The 22,605-nt window shown below is 65.2% G+C and carries 20 protein-coding genes and 1 pseudogene; 14 read left to right on the top strand and 7 right to left on the bottom strand.

Annotated elements, in window-relative coordinates; all coding sequences use genetic code 11:
* Positions 1-117: 117 nt before the first annotated feature.
* The 5 genes from AC1Z32_RS29230 to AC1Z32_RS29210 all read left to right on the top strand — a co-directional run bounded on the left by AC1Z32_RS29230 (position 118) and on the right by AC1Z32_RS29210 (position 5,434).
* Positions 118-1,836, top strand: a complete 1,719-nt coding sequence (locus AC1Z32_RS29230) for a SulP family inorganic anion transporter (protein ID WP_483482315.1) — start codon at positions 118-120, stop codon at positions 1,834-1,836.
* Positions 1,837-2,030: 194 nt separating this feature from the next.
* Positions 2,031-2,858 (top strand): shikimate dehydrogenase family protein, encoded by an 828-nt coding sequence (locus AC1Z32_RS29225; RefSeq protein WP_483482314.1) that lies wholly within the window; start codon positions 2,031-2,033, stop codon positions 2,856-2,858.
* Between the two features lie 274 nt (positions 2,859-3,132).
* Positions 3,133-3,597, top strand: coding sequence for a hypothetical protein (locus AC1Z32_RS29220; protein ID WP_483482313.1), 465 nt, complete (start codon positions 3,133-3,135; stop codon positions 3,595-3,597).
* A gap of 175 nt (positions 3,598-3,772) precedes the next feature.
* Positions 3,773-4,738 (top strand): alpha/beta fold hydrolase, encoded by a 966-nt coding sequence (locus tag AC1Z32_RS29215; RefSeq protein WP_483482312.1) that lies wholly within the window; start codon positions 3,773-3,775, stop codon positions 4,736-4,738.
* A 213-nt stretch (positions 4,739-4,951) separates the two neighbouring features.
* A complete protein-coding gene (locus tag AC1Z32_RS29210; RefSeq protein WP_483482311.1) occupies positions 4,952-5,434 on the top strand; it encodes a hypothetical protein in 483 nt (160 codons plus the stop codon).
* A gap of 3 nt (positions 5,435-5,437) precedes the next feature.
* On the opposite strand, the gene AC1Z32_RS29205 is transcribed toward AC1Z32_RS29210, so the two are convergent.
* Positions 5,438-6,790: an MFS transporter gene (locus tag AC1Z32_RS29205; protein WP_483482310.1), complete on the bottom strand. Its 1,353-nt coding sequence runs from the start codon at positions 6,788-6,790 to the stop codon at positions 5,438-5,440.
* A gap of 111 nt (positions 6,791-6,901) precedes the next feature.
* The gene (locus AC1Z32_RS29200; protein WP_062604091.1) at positions 6,902-7,861 is read right to left on the bottom strand and encodes an MBL fold metallo-hydrolase; all 960 of its coding nucleotides are present in this window, start codon (positions 7,859-7,861) and stop codon (positions 6,902-6,904) included.
* 176 nt (positions 7,862-8,037) lie between these two features.
* Between AC1Z32_RS29200 and AC1Z32_RS29195 the strand changes: the two are divergent.
* Positions 8,038-9,593: pseudogene (locus AC1Z32_RS29195) on the top strand (IclR family transcriptional regulator).
* Here the strand turns inward: AC1Z32_RS29195 and pdxY are convergent.
* Together pdxY and AC1Z32_RS29185 are read right to left on the bottom strand one after the other, a co-directional pair.
* Positions 9,590-10,471, bottom strand: coding sequence for a pyridoxal kinase PdxY (gene pdxY, locus AC1Z32_RS29190; protein ID WP_483482309.1), 882 nt, complete (start codon positions 10,469-10,471; stop codon positions 9,590-9,592). The pseudogene AC1Z32_RS29195 and the gene pdxY sit on opposite strands and share 4 nt — an antisense overlap.
* 28 nt (positions 10,472-10,499) lie before the next feature.
* Complete coding sequence (locus AC1Z32_RS29185; RefSeq protein WP_483482308.1) at positions 10,500-10,739, bottom strand: hypothetical protein; 240 nt, start codon at positions 10,737-10,739, stop codon at positions 10,500-10,502.
* 250 nt (positions 10,740-10,989) lie between these two features.
* Between AC1Z32_RS29185 and glgC the strand changes: the two genes are divergently transcribed.
* From glgC to AC1Z32_RS29165, 4 genes are read left to right on the top strand one after another with little or no spacing between them, the layout of a single operon-like run.
* On the top strand, positions 10,990-12,264 hold the full coding sequence (glgC, locus tag AC1Z32_RS29180; protein ID WP_483482307.1) for a glucose-1-phosphate adenylyltransferase: 1,275 nt from the start codon (positions 10,990-10,992) through the stop codon (positions 12,262-12,264).
* Positions 12,265-12,298: 34 nt separating this feature from the next.
* A complete protein-coding gene (gene glgA, locus AC1Z32_RS29175; protein WP_483482306.1) occupies positions 12,299-13,762 on the top strand; it encodes a glycogen synthase GlgA in 1,464 nt (487 codons plus the stop codon).
* Positions 13,763-13,818: 56 nt separating this feature from the next.
* A complete protein-coding gene (locus tag AC1Z32_RS29170) occupies positions 13,819-14,619 on the top strand; it encodes an SDR family oxidoreductase (protein WP_483482305.1) in 801 nt (266 codons plus the stop codon).
* A gap of 34 nt (positions 14,620-14,653) precedes the next feature.
* On the top strand, positions 14,654-16,090 hold the full coding sequence (locus AC1Z32_RS29165) for a dihydrolipoyl dehydrogenase (protein ID WP_483482304.1): 1,437 nt from the start codon (positions 14,654-14,656) through the stop codon (positions 16,088-16,090).
* A 73-nt stretch (positions 16,091-16,163) separates the two neighbouring features.
* Here the strand turns inward: AC1Z32_RS29165 and AC1Z32_RS29160 are convergent, their stop codons facing one another.
* The 3 genes from AC1Z32_RS29160 to AC1Z32_RS29150 all read right to left on the bottom strand — a co-directional run bounded on the left by AC1Z32_RS29160 (position 16,164) and on the right by AC1Z32_RS29150 (position 19,229).
* On the bottom strand, positions 16,164-16,691 hold the full coding sequence (locus AC1Z32_RS29160; RefSeq protein WP_483482303.1) for a hypothetical protein: 528 nt from the start codon (positions 16,689-16,691) through the stop codon (positions 16,164-16,166).
* Between the two features lie 107 nt (positions 16,692-16,798).
* Positions 16,799-17,683 (bottom strand): 3-hydroxyisobutyrate dehydrogenase, encoded by an 885-nt coding sequence (gene mmsB, locus AC1Z32_RS29155; protein WP_483482302.1) that lies wholly within the window; start codon positions 17,681-17,683, stop codon positions 16,799-16,801.
* Positions 17,684-17,696: 13 nt separating this feature from the next.
* A complete protein-coding gene (locus AC1Z32_RS29150; protein ID WP_483482301.1) occupies positions 17,697-19,229 on the bottom strand; it encodes a CoA-acylating methylmalonate-semialdehyde dehydrogenase in 1,533 nt (510 codons plus the stop codon).
* A gap of 214 nt (positions 19,230-19,443) precedes the next feature.
* Here AC1Z32_RS29150 and AC1Z32_RS29145 point away from each other — a divergent pair, with 214 nt between their 5' ends.
* The 4 genes from AC1Z32_RS29145 (at position 19,444) to AC1Z32_RS29130 (ending at position 22,491) form a co-directional block, all read left to right on the top strand.
* Entirely contained in the window at positions 19,444-20,406 is a 963-nt protein-coding gene (locus AC1Z32_RS29145; protein ID WP_483482300.1) for a LysR family transcriptional regulator, read from the top strand.
* 287 nt (positions 20,407-20,693) lie between these two features.
* On the top strand, positions 20,694-21,644 hold the full coding sequence (locus AC1Z32_RS29140; protein ID WP_483482299.1) for a M23 family metallopeptidase: 951 nt from the start codon (positions 20,694-20,696) through the stop codon (positions 21,642-21,644).
* Positions 21,631-21,996, top strand: coding sequence for a hypothetical protein (locus tag AC1Z32_RS29135; RefSeq protein WP_483482298.1), 366 nt, complete (start codon positions 21,631-21,633; stop codon positions 21,994-21,996). Before AC1Z32_RS29140 ends, AC1Z32_RS29135 begins: the two co-directional genes overlap by 14 nt.
* Positions 21,997-22,056: 60 nt before the next feature.
* Complete coding sequence (locus AC1Z32_RS29130) at positions 22,057-22,491, top strand: bactofilin family protein (RefSeq protein ID WP_483482297.1); 435 nt, start codon at positions 22,057-22,059, stop codon at positions 22,489-22,491.
* The last annotated feature ends 114 nt before the right edge of the window (positions 22,492-22,605 follow it).

The raw sequence follows: 22,605 nt of genomic DNA, 5'->3' as shown, positions 1-22,605 counted from the left end.
AGCGCTCGAAGCCAAGCTCTTTTTTTAGACTTCGATCGCCAGGGCTAGGGCGAATCGAGTCTTGGCAGCGCCTGTTCCTTGGGGCACGATTCGCTTCTTCAGAACACGGTGTCACGCATGCAAGATTCGACTCCAACGCCGGCGGCACGCACGCGGCTTCTCAAAGGCATCCTTCCGATCAACCGGGCCGCGGCGTTGCGCGATGCGCTCGCCGGCGTCTCGCTCGCGTCGATGGATATCCCGCAGGTGCTCGGCTATGCGCGCATCGCCGGCATGCCCGCGGTGACGGGGCTTTACACCGCGTTCCTGCCGCTCCTCGCGTTCGCGCTCTTCGGCGCGTCGCGGCATCTCGTCGTCGCGGCTGACTCCGCCACGGCGACGATCTTCGCGAGCAAGGTTTCGTCGATGTCCGCGATGGGCAGCCCCGAATACGTCGCGCTCGCGGGCATGGTCGCGCTGCAGACCGCCGCGCTCCTGCTGCTCGCGCGGCTCTTCAAGCTTGGCTTTCTGGCCGATTTTCTGTCGCGCACGGTGCTCGTCGGTTTTCTCGCGGGCGTGGGCGTGCAGGTGTCGATTGCGATGCTCGGCGACCTGTTCGGCATGACGGTGCCGTATCCGTCGTCACGCAGCCTCGCGCAGCTCATGTACGTGATCGGACACGTGATGCACGCGCACGGGCCGACGCTCATGCTCGCGCTCGGCGTGATCGTCGCGATCCTTGGCTGCAAGCGCTTCGCGCCGCGTTTTCCGATGCCGCTCATCGCGGTGATCGGCAGCATCGCCGCGAGCAGCATGTTCGACTTCGCCGAGCAAGGCATAGCGGTGCTCGGCGCGATCGACGGCGGCCTGCCCCCGATACGCTTTCCCGATGTCAGCTGGCAGCAGTTTCTCGATCTCGTGCCCGTCGCGGCCTCGTGCTTCGTGATGATCATCGCGCAGAGCGCGGCGGCGTCGCGCGTGTTCGCGCAGCAGTATCGCGAGGACGTCGACACGAACAGCGACATCCTCGGCCTCGCGGCGGCCAACGCGGCGGCGGCGGTGAGCGGCACCTTCGTCGTCAACGGCAGCCCGACGCAGACCGCGATGGCCGAGCGCGCCGGCACGCGCAGCCAGTTCGGACAGCTCGTTTTCGCGGCGGTGGTCGCGATCGTGCTGCTGTTTCTGAGCGCTTACCTCCGCTATCTGCCGCATTGCGTGCTGGCGGCCATCGTCTTCACGATCGCGCTCGGTCTCATCAACGTGCAAAGCCTCGCGGACATTCGCGCCGAGAGCCCGGGCGAATTCCTGCTCGCGCTCGTCACGGCCGGCGCTGTCGTGCTGGTGGGCGTCGAGCACGGCATTCTGCTCGCGGTCGCGCTGTCGCTCATGCGGCACGTGCGCCACAGCTACCATCCGCACACGATGGTGCTCACGCCCGTGGAGCCCGGCAAACCCTGGCAGTTCACGCCGACGAAACCCGGCGCGATGACCGCGCAGGACCTGATCGTCTACCGCTTCGGCGCGGACCTGTTCTACGCGAACGATCACTTCTTCGCGGCGGAAGTGACGCAGCTCGTCGATGCGGCCTCGGACGGCCTGCGCCATCTCGTCGTCGATGCGGGCGCGATCACCGATCTCGACTATTCCGCCGCCCGCACGATCGGCGAGCTGATCGAGACGCTGCGAAGGCGCGGCGTCGCCGTGACGTTCGGGCGCGTAAACCCTTTTCTGCGTAGCGACATGGACCGGCACGGCCTCACGCCGGTGCTGGGGGCGTCGAACGTATTCGAGACGCTGCACGAGGCGCTCGCGGCGGCCGGCGCGAGTCCGGCGATGCACGAACCGGACGTGCTTTGATACCCGCGCGCAAGCCCGGCCCTGCTGCGAAACGCTTTTTGCAGATACGCCTGCGCTTCCAGCTTTTCGGGTGGTCGTGATGAATGACCGTTAGTTGCCAATCAGACAATCTCAATTTTGTTGAACACTATTCCATTTTCAACTAGCATTCACGAACTGGACTTCACAAATTTTTTCAGGAGGCAATCGAGGCAATGGCGCAGGACATTTCTTTTTCCGCATCGCTCGATGCGGGCTTGAGCGGCGCGACCCGCGTGTATTTCATCGTCGGCGATCCGATCGCGCAGGTGCGCTCGCCGTCCGGCGTGACGGCGGCGCTGCGCGCGGCGGGCCGCGACGCGATCGTGATTCCGGCGCACGTCGCGCCCGACGATCTCGGCGCGTTCTTCGCGGGCATCGCACGTCTGCAGAATTGTGACGGCGTGATCATCACGGTGCCGCACAAGTTCAGCGCAACGGACTACTGCGCATCGCTGACGGACGAAGGCGCGTTTCTGGGCGCGGTCAACATGCTCAAGCGCAACGCGGACGGCACCTGGCACGGCGGCGCATCGGACGGCATCGGCATGGTCGCGGCATTGCGCGACGCGGGCTGCGAGCCGGAAGGCAAACGCGCGCTCCTGATCGGCGCGGGCGGCGCGGGCTCGGCGATCGGTCACGCGCTCGTCGATGCGGGCGTCGCGTCGCTCGCCATCCGCGATTTCGATGCCGCGCGCACGGGCGCCCTCGCCTCGCGCCTCGGCGCCCTGGGCCGCGGCGCGGTGAGCGTCGCCGACGACGCGCCGGCGGAAAACTACGACCTCATCGTGAACGCGTCGCCGGCGGGCATGCGTCCCGGCGATCCTTTGCCGATCGACGTATCGCGTCTTTCCCCGGCGACCTTCGTCGGCGATGTCGTGACCAAGCCGCCGCTCACGCCCTTCATCGAGGCGGCCCGCGCGCGCGGCTGCGCGACCGTCACCGGCACGCAGATGTTCGCCCGCGTATGCGATGCGATCGTCGCGTATCTGCTGAAGGACTGACGACGCGGATCGATTTGCCGCAGGCTGAATCGGAGCAATCTGGTTCAATCGCGGCGCGCATTCGTTCAAGATTCCGGCCGCGCATTCGCGTCCCTCGCGAAGCGCGCCGGCATTCCGGTCCGAAGCGAATCGCTGACGAGCGCCGCCCTCTTCAGGGCGGCGTTTTTTTGCGGCGACGTTTCCGGGCACGCCGGCGTGAGCGCGCGAGGCTTTCATGTCGCGCGCACGCATCGAGGGCCAATGAAACGCGTGCACTCGCACGCAAGAGGCTGGAATGAAACTGGAACAACGCTTGATTCAACGCGCGGCGCGAGCGGGCGTCGCGGTCGTCACATTCGCGATGCTCGCCGCGTGCGCGAGCGGACCGGGCGCATCGGCGCCGCTGCCCGCGGACAGCACGCTCGCGATTGGCCGCATCGTCGGCAAGCAATATCTGACGACGGTCTCGACGGGCGCGGCGCCCTCTTCCGGCCCGACGGTCGGCGTGGGCGGCGGCGGCATTGGCGGCAATGGCTGGAGCGGCGGGGGCGCAGGCATCGGGCTGGGCTTCGATCTGACGAGCCTGTTCCAGAAGAGCCCGGAGCAGACGGCGAAGGTCTACCGCTACAGCGTGCAGATGAAGGACGGCTCGAGGCGCGACATCGACAGCACGCTCGATCTCAGCGACGGCGCCTGCGTGACGACGATCGATTCCGGTCAGCCCGGCTATCCGCGACTGGCAAGCGCCGACGCCTGCTGACTGCCCTGCGCGAGCAACATTCGATGATGAAACGCAGTGCTTCGAATCCTAGATTGTGCGCCGCGCGCGGTTTTGCCATACTGAATTCAGTCTCCTGTCTCCTCTAGCGTCCGCTCTCGATTCACGAGCCCACAAGCGGACGCGCTCTCGCCGCCTCTTTCCGGGCGGCTTTTTTTTGTGCGCGCGGCCTATTACCTTCGACGTAATTGTCCGGCCCGCTTCGTCCTGCGACGATGCACTCGCACTGTTCATCGACAAGGAGACGGACATAGCCGCGAATCAGCATCGGCATCGGGATCACGCAGAAATCGCCCGCCCGGGTTTCATCGGCACGGCTGACGGCGTCGAGCTTTTCTATCGCGACTGGCATTGCGAAGGCGCGCCCGGCAACGGCAAGACGATCGTTTTCGTCGCCAGCTATTCGCTGCCCGGCGACATGTGGGCCTATCAGATGTTGCCGCTCGCGCGACAGGGCTTTCGCTGCGTCGCATTCGACCGGCGCGGCCACGGCCGTTCGAGCGATCCCGGCAGCGGCTACGACTACGACACCCTCGCGGACGATCTCGCCGCCGTGATCGGCGCGCTCGATCTGTCCGATATCACGCTCGTCGGCTATTCGATGGGCGGCGCGGAAGCCGTGCGCTATCTGACGCGCCACGGCAGCGCGCGCGTCGCGCGCCTCGCGCTGATCGCAGCGACCTTGCCGGTGCTCGCGAAGACGCCGGACAATCCGGACGGCATCGATCGCGCTTATGTCGATGCCTTCCAGCACGACCTGCTGACCGACTATCCGCAATGGCTCGCTGAAAATGCGCGGCCGTTCGCCGGGCCGGAAGCTTCGCAGGCGTTGATCGACTGGATTCGCGAAATGGCCTTGCGCACTTCGCATCAGGCGCTCTTCGCGTGCAACGAAACGGTGAACCGCGGCGATTTCCGCAACGAGTTGCGCGACATCGACGTGCCGACGCTCATCGTGCAGGGCGACCGCGACGTGTCCAATCCGCTCGAACTGACTTCGCAACGCACGGCGCGCCTGATTCCGGATGCGCGGCTCGTCGTCTATGAAGGCGCGCCGCACGGCGTCTTCCTGAGCGATGCCGCGCGGCTGGCGGCGGATCTGGCGGCGTTTGCGTCGGTGTGATGAAACGCGGTATGTGGCGGGGGCTTAAATATCGTGCGGGATTTTCGCCTGCTTCTGTCGGATAAGCCCTGAGTCCTGACGCATGGCGAAACACTCAGATCAATAGACTCTGCAAGAATCCGGGCACACGGTAGCACTGCGAATTGACATCGATGCGCCGTACATGAAAGCATCGCCGCGCAGTCATCCCTCTCTCCATCGGAGTCCACCGCGATGATCTTCCACGCATCCATTCCCGCCAATGATCCGAAGCACGTCGCGCAGGTGCTCGCGGAACTGTGGCAAGGCTTCGCCGCGCCCTTCTCGCCGTTTCCCGATGCATGGATGGCGGTCGCGGGCGACGATCGCGGCAGCATCATCGAGGTGTATCCGAGCGATCAGGTCATCACGCCGGGCGGCGGCCACGAGGAAAGCGTGAGCTACGGCGCGCAGACATCGAAGCGCCCGCAGTACAGCGCGTTCCACATGGCCATCGCGACGAAGCTGAGCGCGGACGAAGTCATCGCGATAGGCGAGCGCGAAGGCTGGCGCGCGGTGCGCTGCGTGCGCGGCAACGACTTCTTCCATGTGATCGAGCTCTGGATCGAAAACTCGACGATGCTCGAATTCCTCACGCCCGACATGCAGGCCGAATACCTCGCCTTCGCGACACCGGAAAACTTCAAGGCGATGGCCGCGGCGTCCGCCGCGGCCTGACGCTCAACGGCCGGAGCGCAGCCCGAACATCAACGCGGCGCCACTCGCGAAAAGCAGCAGGGAAAGCAGATGCACGGCGAGATCCATGCTGCCCGTCGCGGTGCGGATCTGGCCGATCACCCACGGGCTCACGATCCCGCTCGTGATCCCGATGCTGCTGATGAACGCGATGCCCGCCGCCGCGCTCTTGCCCGGCAGATGGCTCGCGGGCACGGCCCAGAAAATCGGCAGCGCGGCGAAGATCAGCGTGGCCGCGACCGAGAGGATCGCGAGCATCACCGGAAAGCTCGGAAAATGCAGCGTGAGCGCGGCGAGCGCGATGCCCCCGCCGATCGTGCAGCACGCGAAATGCTTGCGCCGCTCGCCGACGCGATCCGAATGGCGCGCGATGAAAATCAGCCCCACCGCGCCGATCGCGTTCGGCACGACCGTGTAGAGACTGACGGACATCACATCGGTGATGCCGAAATCGCGAATCATCAGCGGCATCCAGAAACTCAGCGTCAGCGACGCGCAAGTCAGCGAAAAGTAGATGAACGCGAAGAGATAGATGCGCGGATTGCGCAGCGCGTCCAGCAGGCCGCGGCGATCGTGCGCATCGGCGCTGTCTTTCGCGCTGTCTTTCGCGCTGTCCTTCGATTCCGAGCACAGTTCGACTACGCGATCCTGCTCAGCCTGCGTAAGCCAGCGCGCCTCGCGCGGCGAATCCACCAGCAGGCGCAACGCGATGACGCCGAGCAGCACCGCGGGCGCGCCTTCGATCGCGAACATCCACTGCCAGCCGTGCAGGCCCATGACGCCCGCCATGTCGCGCATGATCCAGCCGGACACGAGGCCGCCGAACACGCCGGCCACCGCAACGCCCGCGAAGAACACCGACATCACGCCCGCGCGCCGTTTCGCCGGAAACCAGTACGTCAGATAGAGCACGATGCCAGGAAAAAAGCCCGCCTCGAACACGCCCAGCAGAAAGCGCAGCAGATAGAAGTGGCCGGGCGTCGACACGAACATCATGCCGACGGAGGCCGCGCCCCACAGCAGCATGATGCGCGTGAACGTGCGGCGCGCGCCGAACTTCGCAAGCAGCAGATTGCTCGGCACCTCGAAGAGCACATAGCCCACGTAAAACACGGCGGCGCCGAGGCCGTACATCGCATCGGAGAAGCCGAGATCGTGCTTCATCTGCAACTGCGCGAAGCCAATATTGATGCGGTCCAGAAACGACACCACGTAGCACAGGAACAGAAACGGAATGATGCGCCACGCGACTTTGTGGAACAGCGCATCGTCCGACAGGGCGTGCTGCTCCGCGGAGGCGCTCGGGCTGAGCGCCGCCGTACCGATCGACTTCGACATGTCTCGCTCCAGATGGGCGTGAGAAGGCCGGCGTCTTGATCGCGCCTTTTGCCTGAAGAGAACAGAGAAGAAAGCGCGGCGCGTTTCAGTACGTGCCGCGAGAGACGAACGTCAGTCCTGCAAGGCGGCCCACATGTCCTTGTCGCGCTGAGCCGTCCAGATGCGCGGATGCTTGATGCCGCTCGCTTCGTCGTAGGCGCGCGAGACGTCGAACGGCAGGCAGTGCTCGTAGATGAAGACGTGGCCGAACTTCGGATCCATCGACTTGCGCGTGTGCGCCATCGAGCCTTTCAGGTCGAGCTTGTCCGCGACGGCTTCGCGGCCCGCCTGCAGCAGCGTCGTGACGAAGTCCTTCGTGTAGTCGAGGCCCTTGTCCACCTCGGCCGGCGACAGCAGCGCGGGGCCACGCCCCGGCACGAGCTTCTCCGCCTTCAGCGCGCGCAGCGCTTCGAGCGTCGCGGGCCATTCTTCGAGTTGCGCATCGCCGCAATAGCAGGCGGCGTCGTATTCGACGAGATCGCCCGAGAACAGCACTTTCTGCGACGGCAGCCAGACGACCGTGTCGCCCTTCGTATGGCCCGAGCCGAGATGCGCGATCTTCACTTCGAGCTTGCCGAGCCACAACGTGATTTCCTTCTCGAAGACGAGCGTCGGCCACGTGAGTCCGGGCACCGTCTCGACACCGGCGAACAGACGCGGAAAGCGCTCGATCTCCGATTTCATGTCCTGCTCGCCGCGCTCGACGATCATTTCATACGTGCCGCGGCTCGCGATGACCTGCTGCGCGCCTTCCTCGAAATACGCCGACGCGCCCAGCACGCGCACCGCGTGGTAATGCGACAGCACGACGTACTTGATCGGCTTGTCGGTGACGCTGCGGATCTTTGCGATGAGGTCCTGCGCCATCGCCGGCGTGGCGGTCGTATCGACGATCAATACGCCGTCATCGCCGATGATCACGCCGGAGTTCGGGTCGCCCTCCGCCGTGTACGCGTACGCGTTTTCGGAGAGCTGCGTGAAGGTGATCTTCTTCTCTTCCAGATCGGCCTGCGATGCGAATGCCTTTGCCATGGTCGTGTCTCGCTTCCATTCTCGTGGGGATGGGTGGATGATCGGCGCGACGCCGATTTTTGTCAACAGCAAGCGAGCTTGCTATTTGCAAATTACGGGTAAATACCGAATCGCTTCGTCGGAGGGTTCCGGCTCGGCTAACATCTGCCACTCGTTTACTTTTTATCAATCGCGGAGTGCTCTTGGTTCATTCTGAATCCGGCGAAGAAAAAAAGCAGCGCGGCGTCCAGAGCGTGGAAGTCGGCGCGCGCCTGCTCGCGGCGCTTGCCGCGCGCCGCGAGCCGCTCGCATTGAGCGCACTCGCGGACGCCGCCGGACTGTCGACCGCGCAGGCGCACACGTATCTCGTGAGCCTCACGCGGCTCGGGCTCGTCAAGCGCGACGCGCTCACCGGCAACTACGAGCCGGGCCCGCTTTCGCTCAGGCTCGGCCTGTTGAATCTGGAACATCAGCCGGCGTATCGCGCGGCCGCGCCGTGCGTTTCGGCGCTTGCGCTCGCGACGGGCATGAGCGTCGCGGTGAGCGTCGCCGGGCCGCAAGGGCCCACCATCGTGCGATACGAGCGCGGCGGTTATCCGTTGCATGTGAATCTGCACGTCGGCACGGTGATGTCGCTCTCGGCGACGTCGACGGGCCGCGTGTTTCGCGCTTTCGACGACGAAGCCCGCGTCGCCGCCATGCTCGCGCATCAGCAGGAAGCCGACGAGCCCGATATGGCCGCGCGCATCGAGGCTATCCGTGCGCGCGGCATCGAACGCAGCGTCGATGCGCCGAGTCCGGGTGTCAGCAGCATGAGCGTGCCGGTGTTCGACGGCGCGCATCGGATGCAGCTCGCGCTGACGGCCATCGGCCCGACCGGGCTGTGCGACGTCGGCTGGGACGGCCCGCTCGCCCGGGCACTCGGGGACGCCGCACGCGACATAACCGGACTGCTTCCATGACGACGTTCGAAGAAGACACGAGGCCGCAGCGCGGCATCAACGCGCTCGACGCGACGGGCGAACTCTTGCGCGCGCTGGTCGCGGCGGGCAAGCCGCTCACGCTGCGCGACCTCGCCGCCGCCGCCGGCATGCCGCCCGCGAAGGCGTTCGCGCATCTGGTGAGTCTCGTCAAGGTCGGGCTGCTCGCGCGCGACGACGCGGGCCTTTTCCACGCGGGTCAGTTGAGCCGCGAGCTCGGGCTCATCGCGCTGCAGCGGCTTTCGCCGATCCGCGACGCCGAAGCCGAGATCGTCGCGCTGGCGGCGAGCACGTCGATGACGGTCGCCGCCGCTGCGCTCGGGCCGCTCGGCCCGACCGTGATCCGGCTGGAGGAATCGGCGCGGCCTCAGCACGTGAGCTTGCGCGTCGGCACAGCGATGTCGCTCGTGAATACGGCGATCGGACGGGTGTACGCCGCCTATCTGCCCGCCGACATGCTCGCGAGCCTGATGGCCCAGGACGGCATCCGGCTCGCGGGCGCGCAGCCGGTTGCGGAACTGGATGCCGCGTTTCGCGCACGGCTCGATGAAATCAGGCAACGCGGCCTTGACACGGCGCTCGGCGCGCCGGTGCCCGGCATCCATACGCTGGCCGCGCCCGTGTTCGATCACACCGGCAGCGTGTGCCTCGTGATCGCGCTGATCGGCTCGGCGGGCGGCTTCGACAGCGCCGCGGACGGCCCCCTCGCGCGTGCGCTGCTCGCGGCGACGCGCCGCTTGTCCTGGCGCTTCGGGCTAATGGAAACGGATTAACCGCCCCTGACGAGTTCCGTGCCGGTCACGCGGATGGCGGGGAACCGGTCGGTCGGCTTCGCGATTTCGTCCTGCGACGCGACGATCTCCAGCTCGTAGCGCCCCGCATCGTAAGTCGCCCTGACGACGGCATTGACCGCCGCGAGCGTGTGCTCGAGCGCGTTGCGCAACGAATCGCCCTGCAAGGTGCGCGCGACGAACACCGCGCTCGTCAGATCGCCGACGCCCACCGGCTGGCGCGCGAACGGATAGAGCGGGCGCTGCGCGAACCACGCTTCGGTCGGCGTCACGGCGAGCATGTTGAAGGTGTCGGCGCGGCTGTTGCGATCGAGCAGATGCTTCACGAGCACGATGCGCGGGCCGCGCGCGATCACTTCCCGGCACGCATCGACGGCTTCCTCTACGGTTTCGATGGTGCGCCCGACGAACTTCTCCAGCTCGACGTGGTTGGGCATGATCGCATCGGCGATTTCGGGCATCGTCGTGACGAGGAAATCCTCGATGCCGGCCGCGACCGTGCAGCCGCCTGTCTGGCCCATCACCGGATCGCAGAAATAGAGCGCGCGCGGATTCACCGCCTTCACCATCTTCACGATCTCGACGACCGCGCGGCCCTGCTCCGGTGCGCCGAGATAGCCGGACAGCACCGCGTTGCAGCGCGCGAGCACGCCGATCGCGCCGATGCCCTCGATCACGTTCTGAAGCTCCTCGGCGTCGAACGCGCTGCCGGTCCAGCGGCCGTATTGCGTGTGATTCGAGAACTGCACCGTGTTGAGCGGCCAGACGTTGACGCCGAGACGCCGCATCGGGAAGACTGCCGCGCTGTTGCCCGCATGGCCGAACACCACATGCGATTGAATGCTCAGGACGTTGTTCATGTTCTGATTCCCGATTGATCGTGTCCGGTCAGGTAAAACGTTTGGCTAGCAGTGAGTCGTGCAGCGCAGCGCGCCCGCCGCGTTCGTGGAAGAACGCCCGCAGGCGCCCCTTCACGCGCATGACAACCTTCGTATTGTGCCGCGCCTCGACGCACTGCGGCATGGCGTGCTCGTTATAAATTGCGCGGACGCATTTTGTCGAGCGATGCGATCGATAGAAGCCCAAAAGGTCGCGCGGCTGCAACACCGCGGCGCTTTCCCGCATCATGCACGGCACGGCCGTTCGCGTTCGGCACGCGGCTTGCGCCATCCGCACCGGCCGATCCCCATGCAGCATCCGGCGAAAAAAACGAGCGACTTCAGTACACGAATTTGAACGCGCGCCGGATAATGCTTCAACGACGAAAACGCGCGGCGCCAACCTGGCCACACGCGCCGCACGCATCGTACGAAACAGGCATACGAGGACGAACACACGGCAAGACATCAATAGTCGCAGGTCAAATCAGGAGGCTGGCATGGAGACGCTGTCCAAGAATCGCACCGATTTGCAGAAGTCGACCCTCGCAATCGTCCTCGCCGGCGGGCGCGGCACCCGCCTCGGCCCGCTCACCGACAAGCGCGTGAAGCCGGCCGTCCACTTCGGCGGCAAGTACCGCATCGTCGACTTCGCGCTGTCCAACTGCCTCAATTCCGGCATCCGCCGCATCGCCGTCGTCACGCAATACAAGGCGCACTCGCTCATCCGCCATCTGCAGCGCGGCTGGGGTTTCCTGCGCGGCGAGTTCAACGAGTTCATCGATATCTGGCCGGCGCAGCAGCGAGTGGATTCGAGCTGGTATCGCGGCACCGCCGACGCCGTCTACCAGAACCTGGACATCGTCCGCTCGATCGGGCCGGAGTTCGTCATCGTGCTGGCGGGCGATCACATCTACAAGATGGATTACACCCGCATGGTGCTCGACCATGTGGAGAGCGGCGCGGACTGCACAGTCGGCTGCATCGAGGTGCCGCGCATGGATGCGGTCGCGTTCGGCGTGATGCACGTCGATGAAAACCGCCGCGTCACCGACTTCCTCGAAAAGCCCGCCGATCCGCCCGCGATGCCCGGCAAGCCCGACATCGCGCTCGCGAGCATGGGCATTTACGTGTTCAGCGCGAAGTATCTCTACGACATGCTGCAGGAGAACATCGAGACATCGAACACGGACCACGACTTCGGCAAAGACATCATTCCGCGCGTCGTGACGACGGGCAAAGCCATCGCGCATCCGTTCGGCATGTCGTGCGTGACGTCGAGCAGCGATCCCGACGCGCCCGCGTACTGGCGCGACGTCGGCACCGTGGATGCGTACTGGGCCGCGAATCTCGATCTCGCATCGACGATTCCGGAGCTCGATTTGTATGACCGCAAATGGCCGATCTGGACCAACCAGGAACAACTGCCGCCCGGCAAGTTCGTGCGCGACCTGAACGGCCAGCAAGGCGCGATCACGAATCTGCTCGTGTGCGGCGGCTGCGTGATTTCGGGGTCGCAGGTGTCGAAGTCCGTGTTTTCGTCGGCGGTGCGGGTGCATTCGTTCTGCAACATCAATGAGGCGGTCGTGCTGCCGCAGGTGACCATCGGGCCGAGTTGCAGGCTGCAGCGCGTCGTGATCGACCGCGGGTGCACGGTGCCCGAGGGGCTCGTGGTCGGCGAGGATCCGGACGACGACGCCGAGCGTTTCTTCCGCACGGAATCCGGCGTGACGCTCATTACGCGCGACGCGCTGGCGCGTCTGTCGCAGCGGTAGACATCGACACCAAAATCAATCGACGGGAGCGCCGATGACCGTATGCGTGCTGCATGCCGCAGCAGAAATGTTTCCGCTGTTGAAAACCGGCGGCCTCGCCGATGTGGTCGGCGCGCTGCCGCCCGCGCAATCGCAACTGGGCACGGACGCGCGCGTCGTGCTGCCGGGCTTTCCCGCCGTGCTCGCGGGCCTCGCGGACCTCGAGCCCGTCGCCGATCTCGGCGGCGCGTTCGGCGCGGGCAACGTGAAGCTCGAGCGCGGCGTCTTGCAACCGCACGGCGTCGTCGTGTATGTGGTGCGCGCGGACCGGTTCTACGACCGTCCGGGCAATCCATATCTCGATAGCGGGCATCGCCCTTACGCCGACAACGACCGCCGCTTCGCGCTGCTCGGCTGGGCCGCGGCGCGCATCGCGACGGGCGCGGATCCATCGTGGAAGCCGAATATCGTGCACGCGCACGACTGGCACGCGGGGCTCGCGCCGGCGTACTTGCGCGCGTTCCAGCGCGGTGGCGCGGCGAAGGTCGGCAGCGTGATGACCGTGCACAACCTCGCGTATCAGGGCACGTTTGCCGCGTCGGAGTTCGGCGCGCTGCAGCTGCCCGCCGATTTCTACGCGGTGGAAGGCGTGGAGTTCTACGGTCACGTCTCGTTCCTGAAGGCGGGCCTCTATTACGCCGACCGCATCACGACGGTGAGCCCGACCTACGCGCGCGAAATCCAGACGCAGGCGCACGGCGCCGGCTTGCACGGCCTCCTGCAGACGCGCACGTACGACATCACGGGCATTCTGAACGGCGTCGATTACTCGATCTGGAGTCCTTCGGCCGATGAAACCATCGCGGCGAAATACACCGCCTCGAAAGTGTCGGGCAAGTCCAAATGCAAGGCGGCGCTGCAGGAGCGCATGGGCCTCGCGCGCGAGGACGACGCGCTGCTCTTCGGCGTAGTCAGCCGGCTGACCGAGCAGAAGGGGCTCGATCTGCTGCTCTCGGCCGTGCCGGATATCGTGCAGCGCGGCGGGCAGCTCGTCGTGCTCGGCACCGGCGACCCGGCGCTCGAAACCGGCATGAAGAACGCAGCGGCGGCGCATCCGGGCGCGGTCGCGGTCGAGCTCGGTTTCGACGAGGCGCTGTCGCATTCGATCATCGCGGGCAGCGATGTCGTGATGGTGCCGTCGCGCTTCGAGCCGTGCGGCCTGACGCAGCTCTACGCGCTCGCATACGGCTCGCCGCCGCTCGTGCATCGCGTGGGCGGTCTGGCCGACACCGTCGTCGACTCGTCGCTCGAAAATCTCGCCGACGACCTCGCGACCGGCTTCGTCTTCGATACCTTCGATCGCGCGGGCATTGTCGGCGCGATCCGTCGGGCCTTCGCGCTCAAGGCGCGGCGCACGGAATGGAAGACCGTCGTCAAGCGCGCGATGGGCCAGAACTTCGGCTGGGAAGCGGCGGCGCTCAAGTACGCGGAGGTGTATCAGGGGCTGCCCGGCGCGTGAGCTCCGCCGGGCGCGCATCTTGCGGCGCGCACGGGAACCCTCACACGAGAACGGACATGCACAACCCCCTCGCAGGGCAGATCGCGCTCGTGACGGGCGCGAGCTCGGGCATCGGCACGGGCGTCGCGAGCGCGCTGGCCGATGCGGGCGCGCACGTCGCCATCAACTATCACTCGCACGCGGAACCCGCCGAAAAGCTCGCCGCCGCGATCACCGCGAAAGGCGGCGACGCGTTCGCCGTCGGCGCGGACGTGTCCGATGAAACGCAGGTCGACGCGATGTTCGATGCCGTCGTGAAGCGCTACGGGACCGTCGATATTGTCGTCGCGAACTCGGGCTTGCAGAAGGACGCGAAGCTCACCGCGCTCACGCTCGCGGACTGGAAGACCGTCATCGAAACGAATCTCACCGGGCAATTTCTCACGGCGCAGCGCGCGGTGCGCGAGTTCGAGCGGCGCGGCATGCGCGACGTGTCGAAGGCGCTCGGCAAGATCATCTGCATGAGTTCGGTCCACGAAGTCATTCCGTGGGCGGGACACGTGAACTACGCGGCGTCGAAGGGCGGCATTCAGATGATGATGAAGACCATTGCGCAGGAAGTCGCGCCGCTGCGCATCCGCGTGAACGGCATCGCGCCCGGCGCGATCCGCACGCCGATCAACAGGGAAACGTGGGACACGCAGGAGAAGCTCGACAAGTTGTTGACGCTGGTTCCCTACGGGCGCGTCGGCGAGGTCGAGGACATTGGCCGCGCGGCGGTGTGGCTCGCGTCGGACGATAGCGATTACGTCGTCGGCACGACGCTTTTCGTCGACGGCGGCATGACGCTCTATCCGGGATTCGCGGACAACGGCTGATCTCGCGCGCAACACGAATCGAACGGTGAACGGGATGAACGAAATCAAGGTGGACGTCGCCGTGATCGGCGCGGGCACCGCGGGCATGGCCGCGTTTCGCGCGGCGCGGGTCGCGGGCGTGAGCGCGGTGCTGATCGAAAGCGGCGAGCTCGGCACGACCTGCGCGCGCGTCGGCTGCATGCCCTCGAAGCTGCTGCTCGCGGCGGCCAATGGCTTGCACGATGCCCAGGCGCTCGCACCACGCGGCATCGAAGGTACGCATGCGCTCGAAGCGGACTACGCGCGCGTGCTCGACTATGTGCGGCGCGAACGCGACTACTTCGTCAAGGGCGTGCTCGACGAAGTGGGAGCGCTTCCCGGCGGCATGCTGCTCTGCGGACAAGCGCGCTTCGAAGCGCCGACGCGGCTCGTCGTCGGCGACGATACGCGCGTCGAGGCGAAAAGCATCGTGATCGCGGCGGGCGCGGCGCCCGTCGTGCCCGGCGAGCTGAAGGTGTTCGGCGACAAGCTCATCACGAGCGACGATCTGTTCGAACTGCGCACGCTGCCGAAGCGCGTCGCGGTGTTCGGCGCGGGGCCGATCGCGCTGGAACTCGGACAGGCGCTCGCGCGGCTCGGTGTCGACATCTTCATGTTCGGCAAGGGCGGCCGCGTCGCGGCGCTCACCGACACACCCGTGCGCGACACGCTCACCGCCGCGCTCGCCGACGAGTTCTACTTCGATCCCGACGCGAAGTTCGAAGCGATGGCGCTGGAGGATGGCCAACCCACGCTGCGTTTCACCTCGCCGGACGGGTGCGCGCATGTCGAGCGCTTCGATCTCGTGCTCGCCGCGACGGGCCGCGCGCCGAATCTGAAGCCGCTCGCGCTCGATAAGGCGGGGATCGAGCTGAACAAAAAGGGCGTTCCGCTATTCGACGAAACCACGATGCAGTGCGGCAAAAGCGCGATTTTCATCGCGGGCGATTGCGACGGCACGCGCCCGTGGCTTCACGACGCGGCCGACGAAGGCAAGCTCGCCGGCGACAACGCCGCGCGCTTCCCCAACGTGCAGACGATCAGGCGCAAGGTGCCCTTTTCCATCGTGTTCAGCGAACCGCAGGTGGTGAGCGTCGGCGCATCGTACGACGATCTCGACAAGCAGATGACGGTGACCGGCGAAGTGTGTTTCGAGAACCAGGGCCGAAGCCGCGTGATGCGGCAGAATCGCGGCCTGCTGCATGTCTACGCCGATGCGAAAACCGGCAAGCTGCGCGGCGCGCAAGGCTGCGGCCCGGCGATGGAGCACATCGGGCATCTGCTCGCCTGGGCATTGCAACTCGAGCTCACGCTGGACGAAGCGCTCAAGCTGCCCTTCTATCATCCGGTGGTGGAAGAAGGCTTGCGAAGCGCGCTGAAGGATGCGGATAGAAAGTGCTACGAGGAACGGTCCGAAACGCCGCCCGCGCTGCCGAGCGCGGCGGGCTGTTAAAGCTGCCAAAACAAAACGCCGGTTGCAGGCAACCGGCGTTTCGTCTTCCGAATCAATTAAAAAACGCTACGAATCAGCTCCCGCTCAAGCCATATTGCAGCGCGAGGTCGAAGCCCAGCACCACCATCGAGCAGAAAAGCCCGAGCAAAAGATTGGCCAGCCGATGGCCGACGTCCTTATGCCTCGTCAGAACGGCACCCGCGAGGAACGCGACTTCCACGATGATCTGCATGCAAAACACGGCAATCATCAACGCGAACTCATAACCCATCGAGTTGAAGTTCAGGAAGTTGAAGCCGTTCACCGCGACCCAGGAACCCACTCGCCAAGCTTCGTATGCCAAAAGGAGCAACGGGAAGAAATAGCTGGCTACATAAGTCGGCACCGTGGCGTGCCGCAATTCCATATTTAAGTGACGTGTTACTTGCATCGCGTACTCCTCATCTGATTGCCCGAAAACGACGGGCGTTCTACCTGCACCGTGGCGCAACCGGAGCGTTCTGTATGAACGGCAGACGGGCGTCGTGCTTTCAGAATAGGACAATTTTCGGGAAAGCGAATCATCGTATTCCCGATAGTCTTTATCAGCGATGGAGTACACGCACGGCATTGTGCAGCGCAACTGAATAAAGCAGTTATATCCGACCCTTGAATTCGGCACGCGCGCGCGTGCCGAATTAATCTCTTATTTGATTTATTTTGCGAGCTTCAGTTCTTCGCGTACAGCTTGATGATGCCTGAGAAATCGAGTCCGCCGAATCCCTGCTGGCTCATCGACTGATACAACTGTTGTGCCAGCGCGCCCATGAAAACCGGCTGCTTCGCGCCGCGCGCCGCATCGACGGCGAGGCCGAGATCTTTCAGCATCAGATCCGCACCAAAGCCGCCCGAATACCCGCGCGAAGCAGGCGCGGTTTCGACGATGCCCGGATAGGGATTACACGTATCCGAGCTCCAGCAACGTCCCGTCGATGTATTGACGATGCTCGCGAGTTTCGTCGGATCGATGCCGAGGGTTTCTCCCAACTTCATCGCCTCCGCGACGCCGATCATGGAAATCCCGAGCAGCAGGTTATTGCAGATCTTCGCGATCTGGCCCGTGCCGGTTTCGCCGCAGCGCACCATGTTCTTGCCCATGCCGGACAACACCGGGCGCAGCGTCTCGAAGAGCGCTTCGTCGGCGCCGACCATGAAGGTCAGTGTGCCCGCCTGCGCACCGACGACACCGCCCGACACCGGCGCATCCGCGAACGGATTGCCCTGCTTCGCCGCCGCTTCGCCGATGAGTTTCGCCGTCGCCGGATCGATCGTGCTGCTGTCGACGAGCGGCACGCCTTTCGCCACACCGGCGAGCACGCCGTCATCGTTCAAATAGACCGCCTTCACATGCTGCGCCGCGGGAAGCATCGTGATGACGACTTCCGCGCCTTCAGCCGCCGCGCGCGGCGAGGCGGCGAGCGACGCGCCCGCCGCTTTCGCGGCTTCGAGCGCGGCGGGCACGAGATCGAACGCGGTGACCGCGTGCCCCGCTTTGAGCAGGTTCGCGGCCATCGGACCGCCCATGTGGCCGAGACCAATAAAGCCGATACGCATCTCGTTCTCCTTTTCAGCGCAGCGCGATGGTCGTGTTGACGCCGTCGTTCACGGTGGCGTCGTCGAACCAGCGCGCTGTGACGGTCTTCGTCTGCGTGTAGAACTGCACGACCTGCTTGCCGTACGGCCCGAGATCGCCGAGCTTCGAGCCGCGCGAGCCCGTGAAGCTGAACGCGGGCACCGGCACCGGAATCGGAATGTTGATGCCCACCTGGCCGATATCGATCTCGCTCTGGAACTTGCGCGCCGCAGCGCCGCTTTGCGTGAAGAGGCCGACGCCGTTGCCCATCGGATTGCGGTTGACGAGCGCGATGGCATCGTCGAGCGTGTCCGCCTCGACCACGCACAGCACCGGGCCGAAGATCTCGGTCTTGTAGATCGACATGTCGGTATCGACGTTCGTGAAGATCGTCGGGCCGATGAAGTTGCCGCTTTCGTAGCCCTTCACGTCGATATCGCGGCCGTCGAGCGCGAGTGTCGCGCCCTCTTCCACGCCCTTGCCGATCAGCCCGAGGATGCGTTCCTTCGCCGCCTTCGACACGACCGGCCCCACATCCGTATTCGGCTCCGTGCCGCCGTTGACCTTGAGCGTCCTGGCCTTCTCGACCAGTTCAGGCACCCAGTCCTTCGACGCCCCGACGAACACCGCCACCGACGTCGCCATGCAGCGCTGGCCCGCCGCGCCGAAGCCCGCGCCCGCGAGCGCATTGAGCGTCTGCTCCTTGTTGGCGTCGGGGAGCACGACGGCGTGATTCTTCGCGCCCATCATCGATTGCACGCGCTTGCCGTGCTGGCTCGCGAGGTTGTAGACGTGCGTGCCGACGGCCGTCGAGCCGACGAACGAAATCGCCTTGATATCGGGATGCGTGCAGATCGCATCGACGACTTCCTTGCCGCCGTGCACGACATTCAGCACGCCCGCCGGTATGCCCGCTTCGAGCGCGAGCTCGACGAGCTCCATCGTCGAAAGCGGATCCTGTTCCGATGGCTTGAGCACAAACGTATTGCCGCAGACGATCGCCATCGGGAACATCCACAGCGGGATCATCGCGGGGAAGTTGAACGGCGTGATGCCCGCGCAGACGCCGATCGGCTGACGCAGCGTGTACGTATCCACACCGCCCGCGACGTTCTCGGAGAATTCGCCTTGCTGCAGGGTGCTGATCGAGCACGCGTGCTCGACCACTTCGAGGCCGCGGAAGATATCGCCCTCGGCATCGGCGAGCGTCTTGCCCTGCTCGGCGGTCAAGGTCTGCGCGATGCGCTTCTGATTCTGGCGCACGAGATCCTGAAACTTGAGCATCAGGCGCATGCGCGTGCCGAGCGGCGTCGTGCGCCAGGTCTGAAACGCCTTGTGCGCCGCGGCAACGGCGGCGTTGACTTCATCCGTCGTCGCGAAGGGCACGCGGCCGACCACTTCCTGCGTCGCCGGATTGACGATGTCGCGCCACTCCGTCGTCTTCGAGTCGACGAACTGGCCGTCGATCAGCAGCTTGGCCGTACGGACGGACGCACTCTGCGCCGGATGTTCAGCAGCGATATTCACGAGTCACTCCTTGATTGGAAATTGCAACGTGCGAAAGGGCTGGGAAGCGAAGACGCGCTGGCGAGCGCCCGATGCGGCGCCGAAGGGAAAGGCATGTCGTCTCCGTTTATAAGAAATCGGCCTGTGGCTTGGCAGGCTCGTTTCCTTGAGTATAGTTATGCAAAAGTCCATCATGGCACTATAAAAATACCCGATCGATATGCAAAAACAGGCCATGCAAAACACCGGCAAGCTCGACCTCGCCCGGCTCAACTGGGACGATCTGCGCTTCTTCCTCGAAGTCGCCCGGACGCAGCGCGCGAGCGGCGCGGCCAAGCGTCTCGGCGTCGATTACACGACGGTCGCGCGGCGCGTGCGCGCGCTCGAGGACGCGCTCGGCACCCTGCTGTTCGACAAGTCGCGCAGCGGCGGATTCATTCTGACCGCCGAGGGCCAGCGCCTGCTCGGTTATGTCGATTCGATCGAGACGACGGTGCAGTCCGCGACCGAGCAGATCGCCAACACGGGACACGCGCTCTCGGGGCACGTGCGCGTCGGCTCGACGGAAGGCTTCGGCTGCTTCTTTCTCGCGCCGCAGCTCGCGCGCTTTCAGGACGCGCATCCGAACATCTCCATCGACTTGCTGCCGGTGCCGCACTTCGTGAGCCTCTCGAAGCGCGAGGCGGATATCGCGGTGACGCTCGAGCGGCCCGAACAGGGCCAGTACGTCTACACGAAGCTCTGCGATTACCGGCTGAAGCTCTACGCGACCGCCGACTATCTGGCAACGCACGAGCCGATCCGCACGACCGACGACCTGCGTCGTCATCGCTTCGCGAGCTATATCGACGACCTCGCGTTCAGCTACGAGCTGCTGTATCTCGAACGCGCGGTGCCGGGCGCCGAATCGCGCTGGCGCAGCACGAGCGCGATCGCGCAATACTTCGCGGCGCTGCAGGGCCGCGCGCTCGCGATCCTGCCGTGCTTCATGACCTCGCCCGATCCGCGCTTCGTGCCGGTGCTGCCCGACGATATCGTCGTGACGCGCGCCTTCTATCTGTCCTGCCGCGAGGATCTGCGCAAGCTGAAGCGCATCACGGCCGTGTGGGACTATCTGCGCGCGGCGGCCGAGGCGAACCGCGCCTTTCTGATGGGAGACGGCACCCACATGACATGGGTCGACGTCAAGCAATCCTGATCGATCGATAGAATTTGACAGTGAAGACGCGGCAAACGTGGTAGCGAATCCCGCCCGCACCCCACGACAAAATTTGACTCGATGAAATCATGTAATTTTGCTTCGATATCCTGCTGAAAACACGAACGGCGCGCAAAGGGTACGGCATAATCGCCGGCCAGTTTCCTTGCATTGCCGTGGAGAGCGCGGCGCACTCCATCCCCGTGATTTTTCTTAGTTTTTTCCTCGTCGGCCTATCGGGCCGCTCCGTCGCGCTAATGGCTTTCGTCATCTGGTCACGGCGGACCATGTCCCGCCAGCGCATCCGCTTCGTCGAGGCGCGCACGGCGCGCACGATCGCTATCGTCGGCGCGATCGCGCTGCTGATCGCCGCGCTCGCGCTCGGCATCGCGATCGGCACCGTGTTCGCGCGCAGCCATCTCGGCGAGGAGCAGGCGCTGATGTCGCGCCGCTCCTACGAAATCGAAGAACTCGGCCGTATCAACGCCTCGCTGATCGAGCTCACACCGCGCGTCGAGGGGCTGTCCGCGAAAGTCAACGAGCTGCACGACTTCGACGAGCATCTGAAGGCCGCGCACGGCACCAACGGGCCCTCCGGCGTGCACGAAGTGCCGCCGCTGCCCGACAGCGAAGAGCCCGCCGCGCCGCTCGACGGCGCCGGCGGCCCGGCGCTGCCGCCCCGCTTGTGCGATATCGAGCGCGCCAACAGCGGCTCGCCGCGCCAGCGCCTGAAAAGCACGCAGCGCATCATCGATTGCCTGAACGAGCAGGTGTCGCAATTACAGACACGGACGCTCGCCCACTACGCGTCGTACATGGCGTTCCCCGGCCGCAATCCGGCGCCCGACGCGCGCAGCGGCTCGCCTTACGGCAACCGTTACGATCCGTTCACCGGTCATCTGAGCTTTCATCCCGGGCTCGATCTCGTGGCGCCCACCGGCACGCCGATCCTCGCCAGCGCGGGCGGACGCGTCGTGCAGGCAGGGGAGCGCAACGGCTACGGCAATGCGGTCGACATCCGCCACAGCAACGGCATGGTGACGCGCTACGGACATGCGTCGCGCATTCTCGTGCAGACCGGCGACTACGTGATGCCCGGGCAGGAGATCGCGGAGGTCGGCTCGACCGGACGCTCCACCGGCCCGCATCTGCACTTCGAAGTGATCGTCGACGGCGCGCAGCTCAATCCCACTCCTTATCTCGCGCTCTTCAAGCGCAAGCCGAATGCGCAAAGCTGATTCGAAGCGGCGGTCGCTGCAACTCACTCGCCAGTCCTATTCGCTCACGCCCAAGCGCGGCGCGAGCATCTGGCTCGGCTCGATCGCGGCCGTGTGCGCCATCGCCGCGCTCGGCGCCGCGGGCTTCGCGCTCAAGCGCTCGCATGAAGACGTGCGCAAGCTCGACACGCTCTGCGCGCCGCCCGTCTCCGAGCAGAAGCTGCGCGAGCAGCTCGCTCACGCGCAGCTCGCGCTCGAACAGGAAGCGGCCAGCCGCGCGGCGCTCACGCAGCGCGTCACCGACAGCGCCGCCGAAATACAGCGTCTGCAAACCGATCTCGCCTTTCTAAAAAAACAGCACAAACCCGAATGAGCAGCGTGTGCTTCACGCTCTCGCTTCGCGCAACCCTTCACCGCATCGCAAGGACCCGACATGTTCTCATCGAAGAAAGACCCCAATAGCGTCAAGCTCGCCAAGCTCGCAACGCTCGTCGCGCATAACGTTCACATCTCGGGCGATCTCGAGTTCAGCGAAGGCCTGCGCATGGACGGCCAGGTAACAGGCAACGTGACAGGCCGCCCCGGCGAAGAGACCCTCCTCGTCGTGAGCGACCAGGGCGCGATTCGCGGCAACGTGAGCGCCTACGACGTCATCATCAATGGCTGCGTCACCGGCGATGTCACCGTCGCGCATTTCGTCGAGCTTCAGTCCAACGCGCGCGTGATGGGCAACATCTACTATCAGCAACTGCGCATGGATATTGGCGCGACGGTCGAGGGCAAGCTCACCAAGATCGATTCGCAGTCCGCGCATGCTCCCTCGCTGCCGGCGCCGTCGGAATACGGCGTCGATTTCGCCACGAGCTGACTTCTGGCAACGAGTGCCGCTCGACCGGCGCTCGTTGGCAACACTGCTTATGTCCAGCTAAGATTCGAAGGATGGAGGCCACGCGCTCGCGCCCCGCGAATCACGCGATTTCGA

This window comes from Caballeronia sp. 11_S32, from assembly GCF_056930355.1.
This window is presented reverse-complemented; position numbering and strand designations above follow the sequence as displayed.

What these genes read in the sequence shown, in the direction of transcription:
- AC1Z32_RS29130 (WP_483482297.1), top strand. Translation starts at nt 22,057, where the DNA reads ATGTTCTCATCGAAGAAAGACCCCAATAGCGTCAAGCTCGCCAAGCTC.
- AC1Z32_RS29135 (WP_483482298.1), top strand. Translation starts at nt 21,631, where the DNA reads ATGCGCAAAGCTGATTCGAAGCGGCGGTCGCTGCAACTCACTCGCCAG.
- AC1Z32_RS29225 (WP_483482314.1), top strand. Translation starts at nt 2,031, where the DNA reads ATGGCGCAGGACATTTCTTTTTCCGCATCGCTCGATGCGGGCTTGAGC.
- AC1Z32_RS29200 (WP_062604091.1), bottom strand. Translation starts at nt 7,861, where the DNA reads ATGGCAAAGGCATTCGCATCGCAGGCCGATCTGGAAGAGAAGAAGATC.
- AC1Z32_RS29205 (WP_483482310.1), bottom strand. Translation starts at nt 6,790, where the DNA reads ATGTCGAAGTCGATCGGTACGGCGGCGCTCAGCCCGAGCGCCTCCGCG.
- AC1Z32_RS29170 (WP_483482305.1), top strand. Translation starts at nt 13,819, where the DNA reads ATGCACAACCCCCTCGCAGGGCAGATCGCGCTCGTGACGGGCGCGAGC.
- glgC (WP_483482307.1), top strand. Translation starts at nt 10,990, where the DNA reads ATGGAGACGCTGTCCAAGAATCGCACCGATTTGCAGAAGTCGACCCTC.
- pdxY (WP_483482309.1), bottom strand. Translation starts at nt 10,471, where the DNA reads ATGAACAACGTCCTGAGCATTCAATCGCATGTGGTGTTCGGCCATGCG.
- AC1Z32_RS29230 (WP_483482315.1), top strand. Translation starts at nt 118, where the DNA reads ATGCAAGATTCGACTCCAACGCCGGCGGCACGCACGCGGCTTCTCAAA.
- glgA (WP_483482306.1), top strand. Translation starts at nt 12,299, where the DNA reads ATGACCGTATGCGTGCTGCATGCCGCAGCAGAAATGTTTCCGCTGTTG.
- AC1Z32_RS29220 (WP_483482313.1), top strand. Translation starts at nt 3,133, where the DNA reads ATGAAACTGGAACAACGCTTGATTCAACGCGCGGCGCGAGCGGGCGTC.
- AC1Z32_RS29210 (WP_483482311.1), top strand. Translation starts at nt 4,952, where the DNA reads ATGATCTTCCACGCATCCATTCCCGCCAATGATCCGAAGCACGTCGCG.
- AC1Z32_RS29140 (WP_483482299.1), top strand. Translation starts at nt 20,694, where the DNA reads ATGTCCCGCCAGCGCATCCGCTTCGTCGAGGCGCGCACGGCGCGCACG.
- AC1Z32_RS29145 (WP_483482300.1), top strand. Translation starts at nt 19,444, where the DNA reads ATGCAAAACACCGGCAAGCTCGACCTCGCCCGGCTCAACTGGGACGAT.
- AC1Z32_RS29185 (WP_483482308.1), bottom strand. Translation starts at nt 10,739, where the DNA reads ATGATGCGGGAAAGCGCCGCGGTGTTGCAGCCGCGCGACCTTTTGGGC.
- mmsB (WP_483482302.1), bottom strand. Translation starts at nt 17,683, where the DNA reads ATGCGTATCGGCTTTATTGGTCTCGGCCACATGGGCGGTCCGATGGCC.
- AC1Z32_RS29165 (WP_483482304.1), top strand. Translation starts at nt 14,654, where the DNA reads ATGAACGAAATCAAGGTGGACGTCGCCGTGATCGGCGCGGGCACCGCG.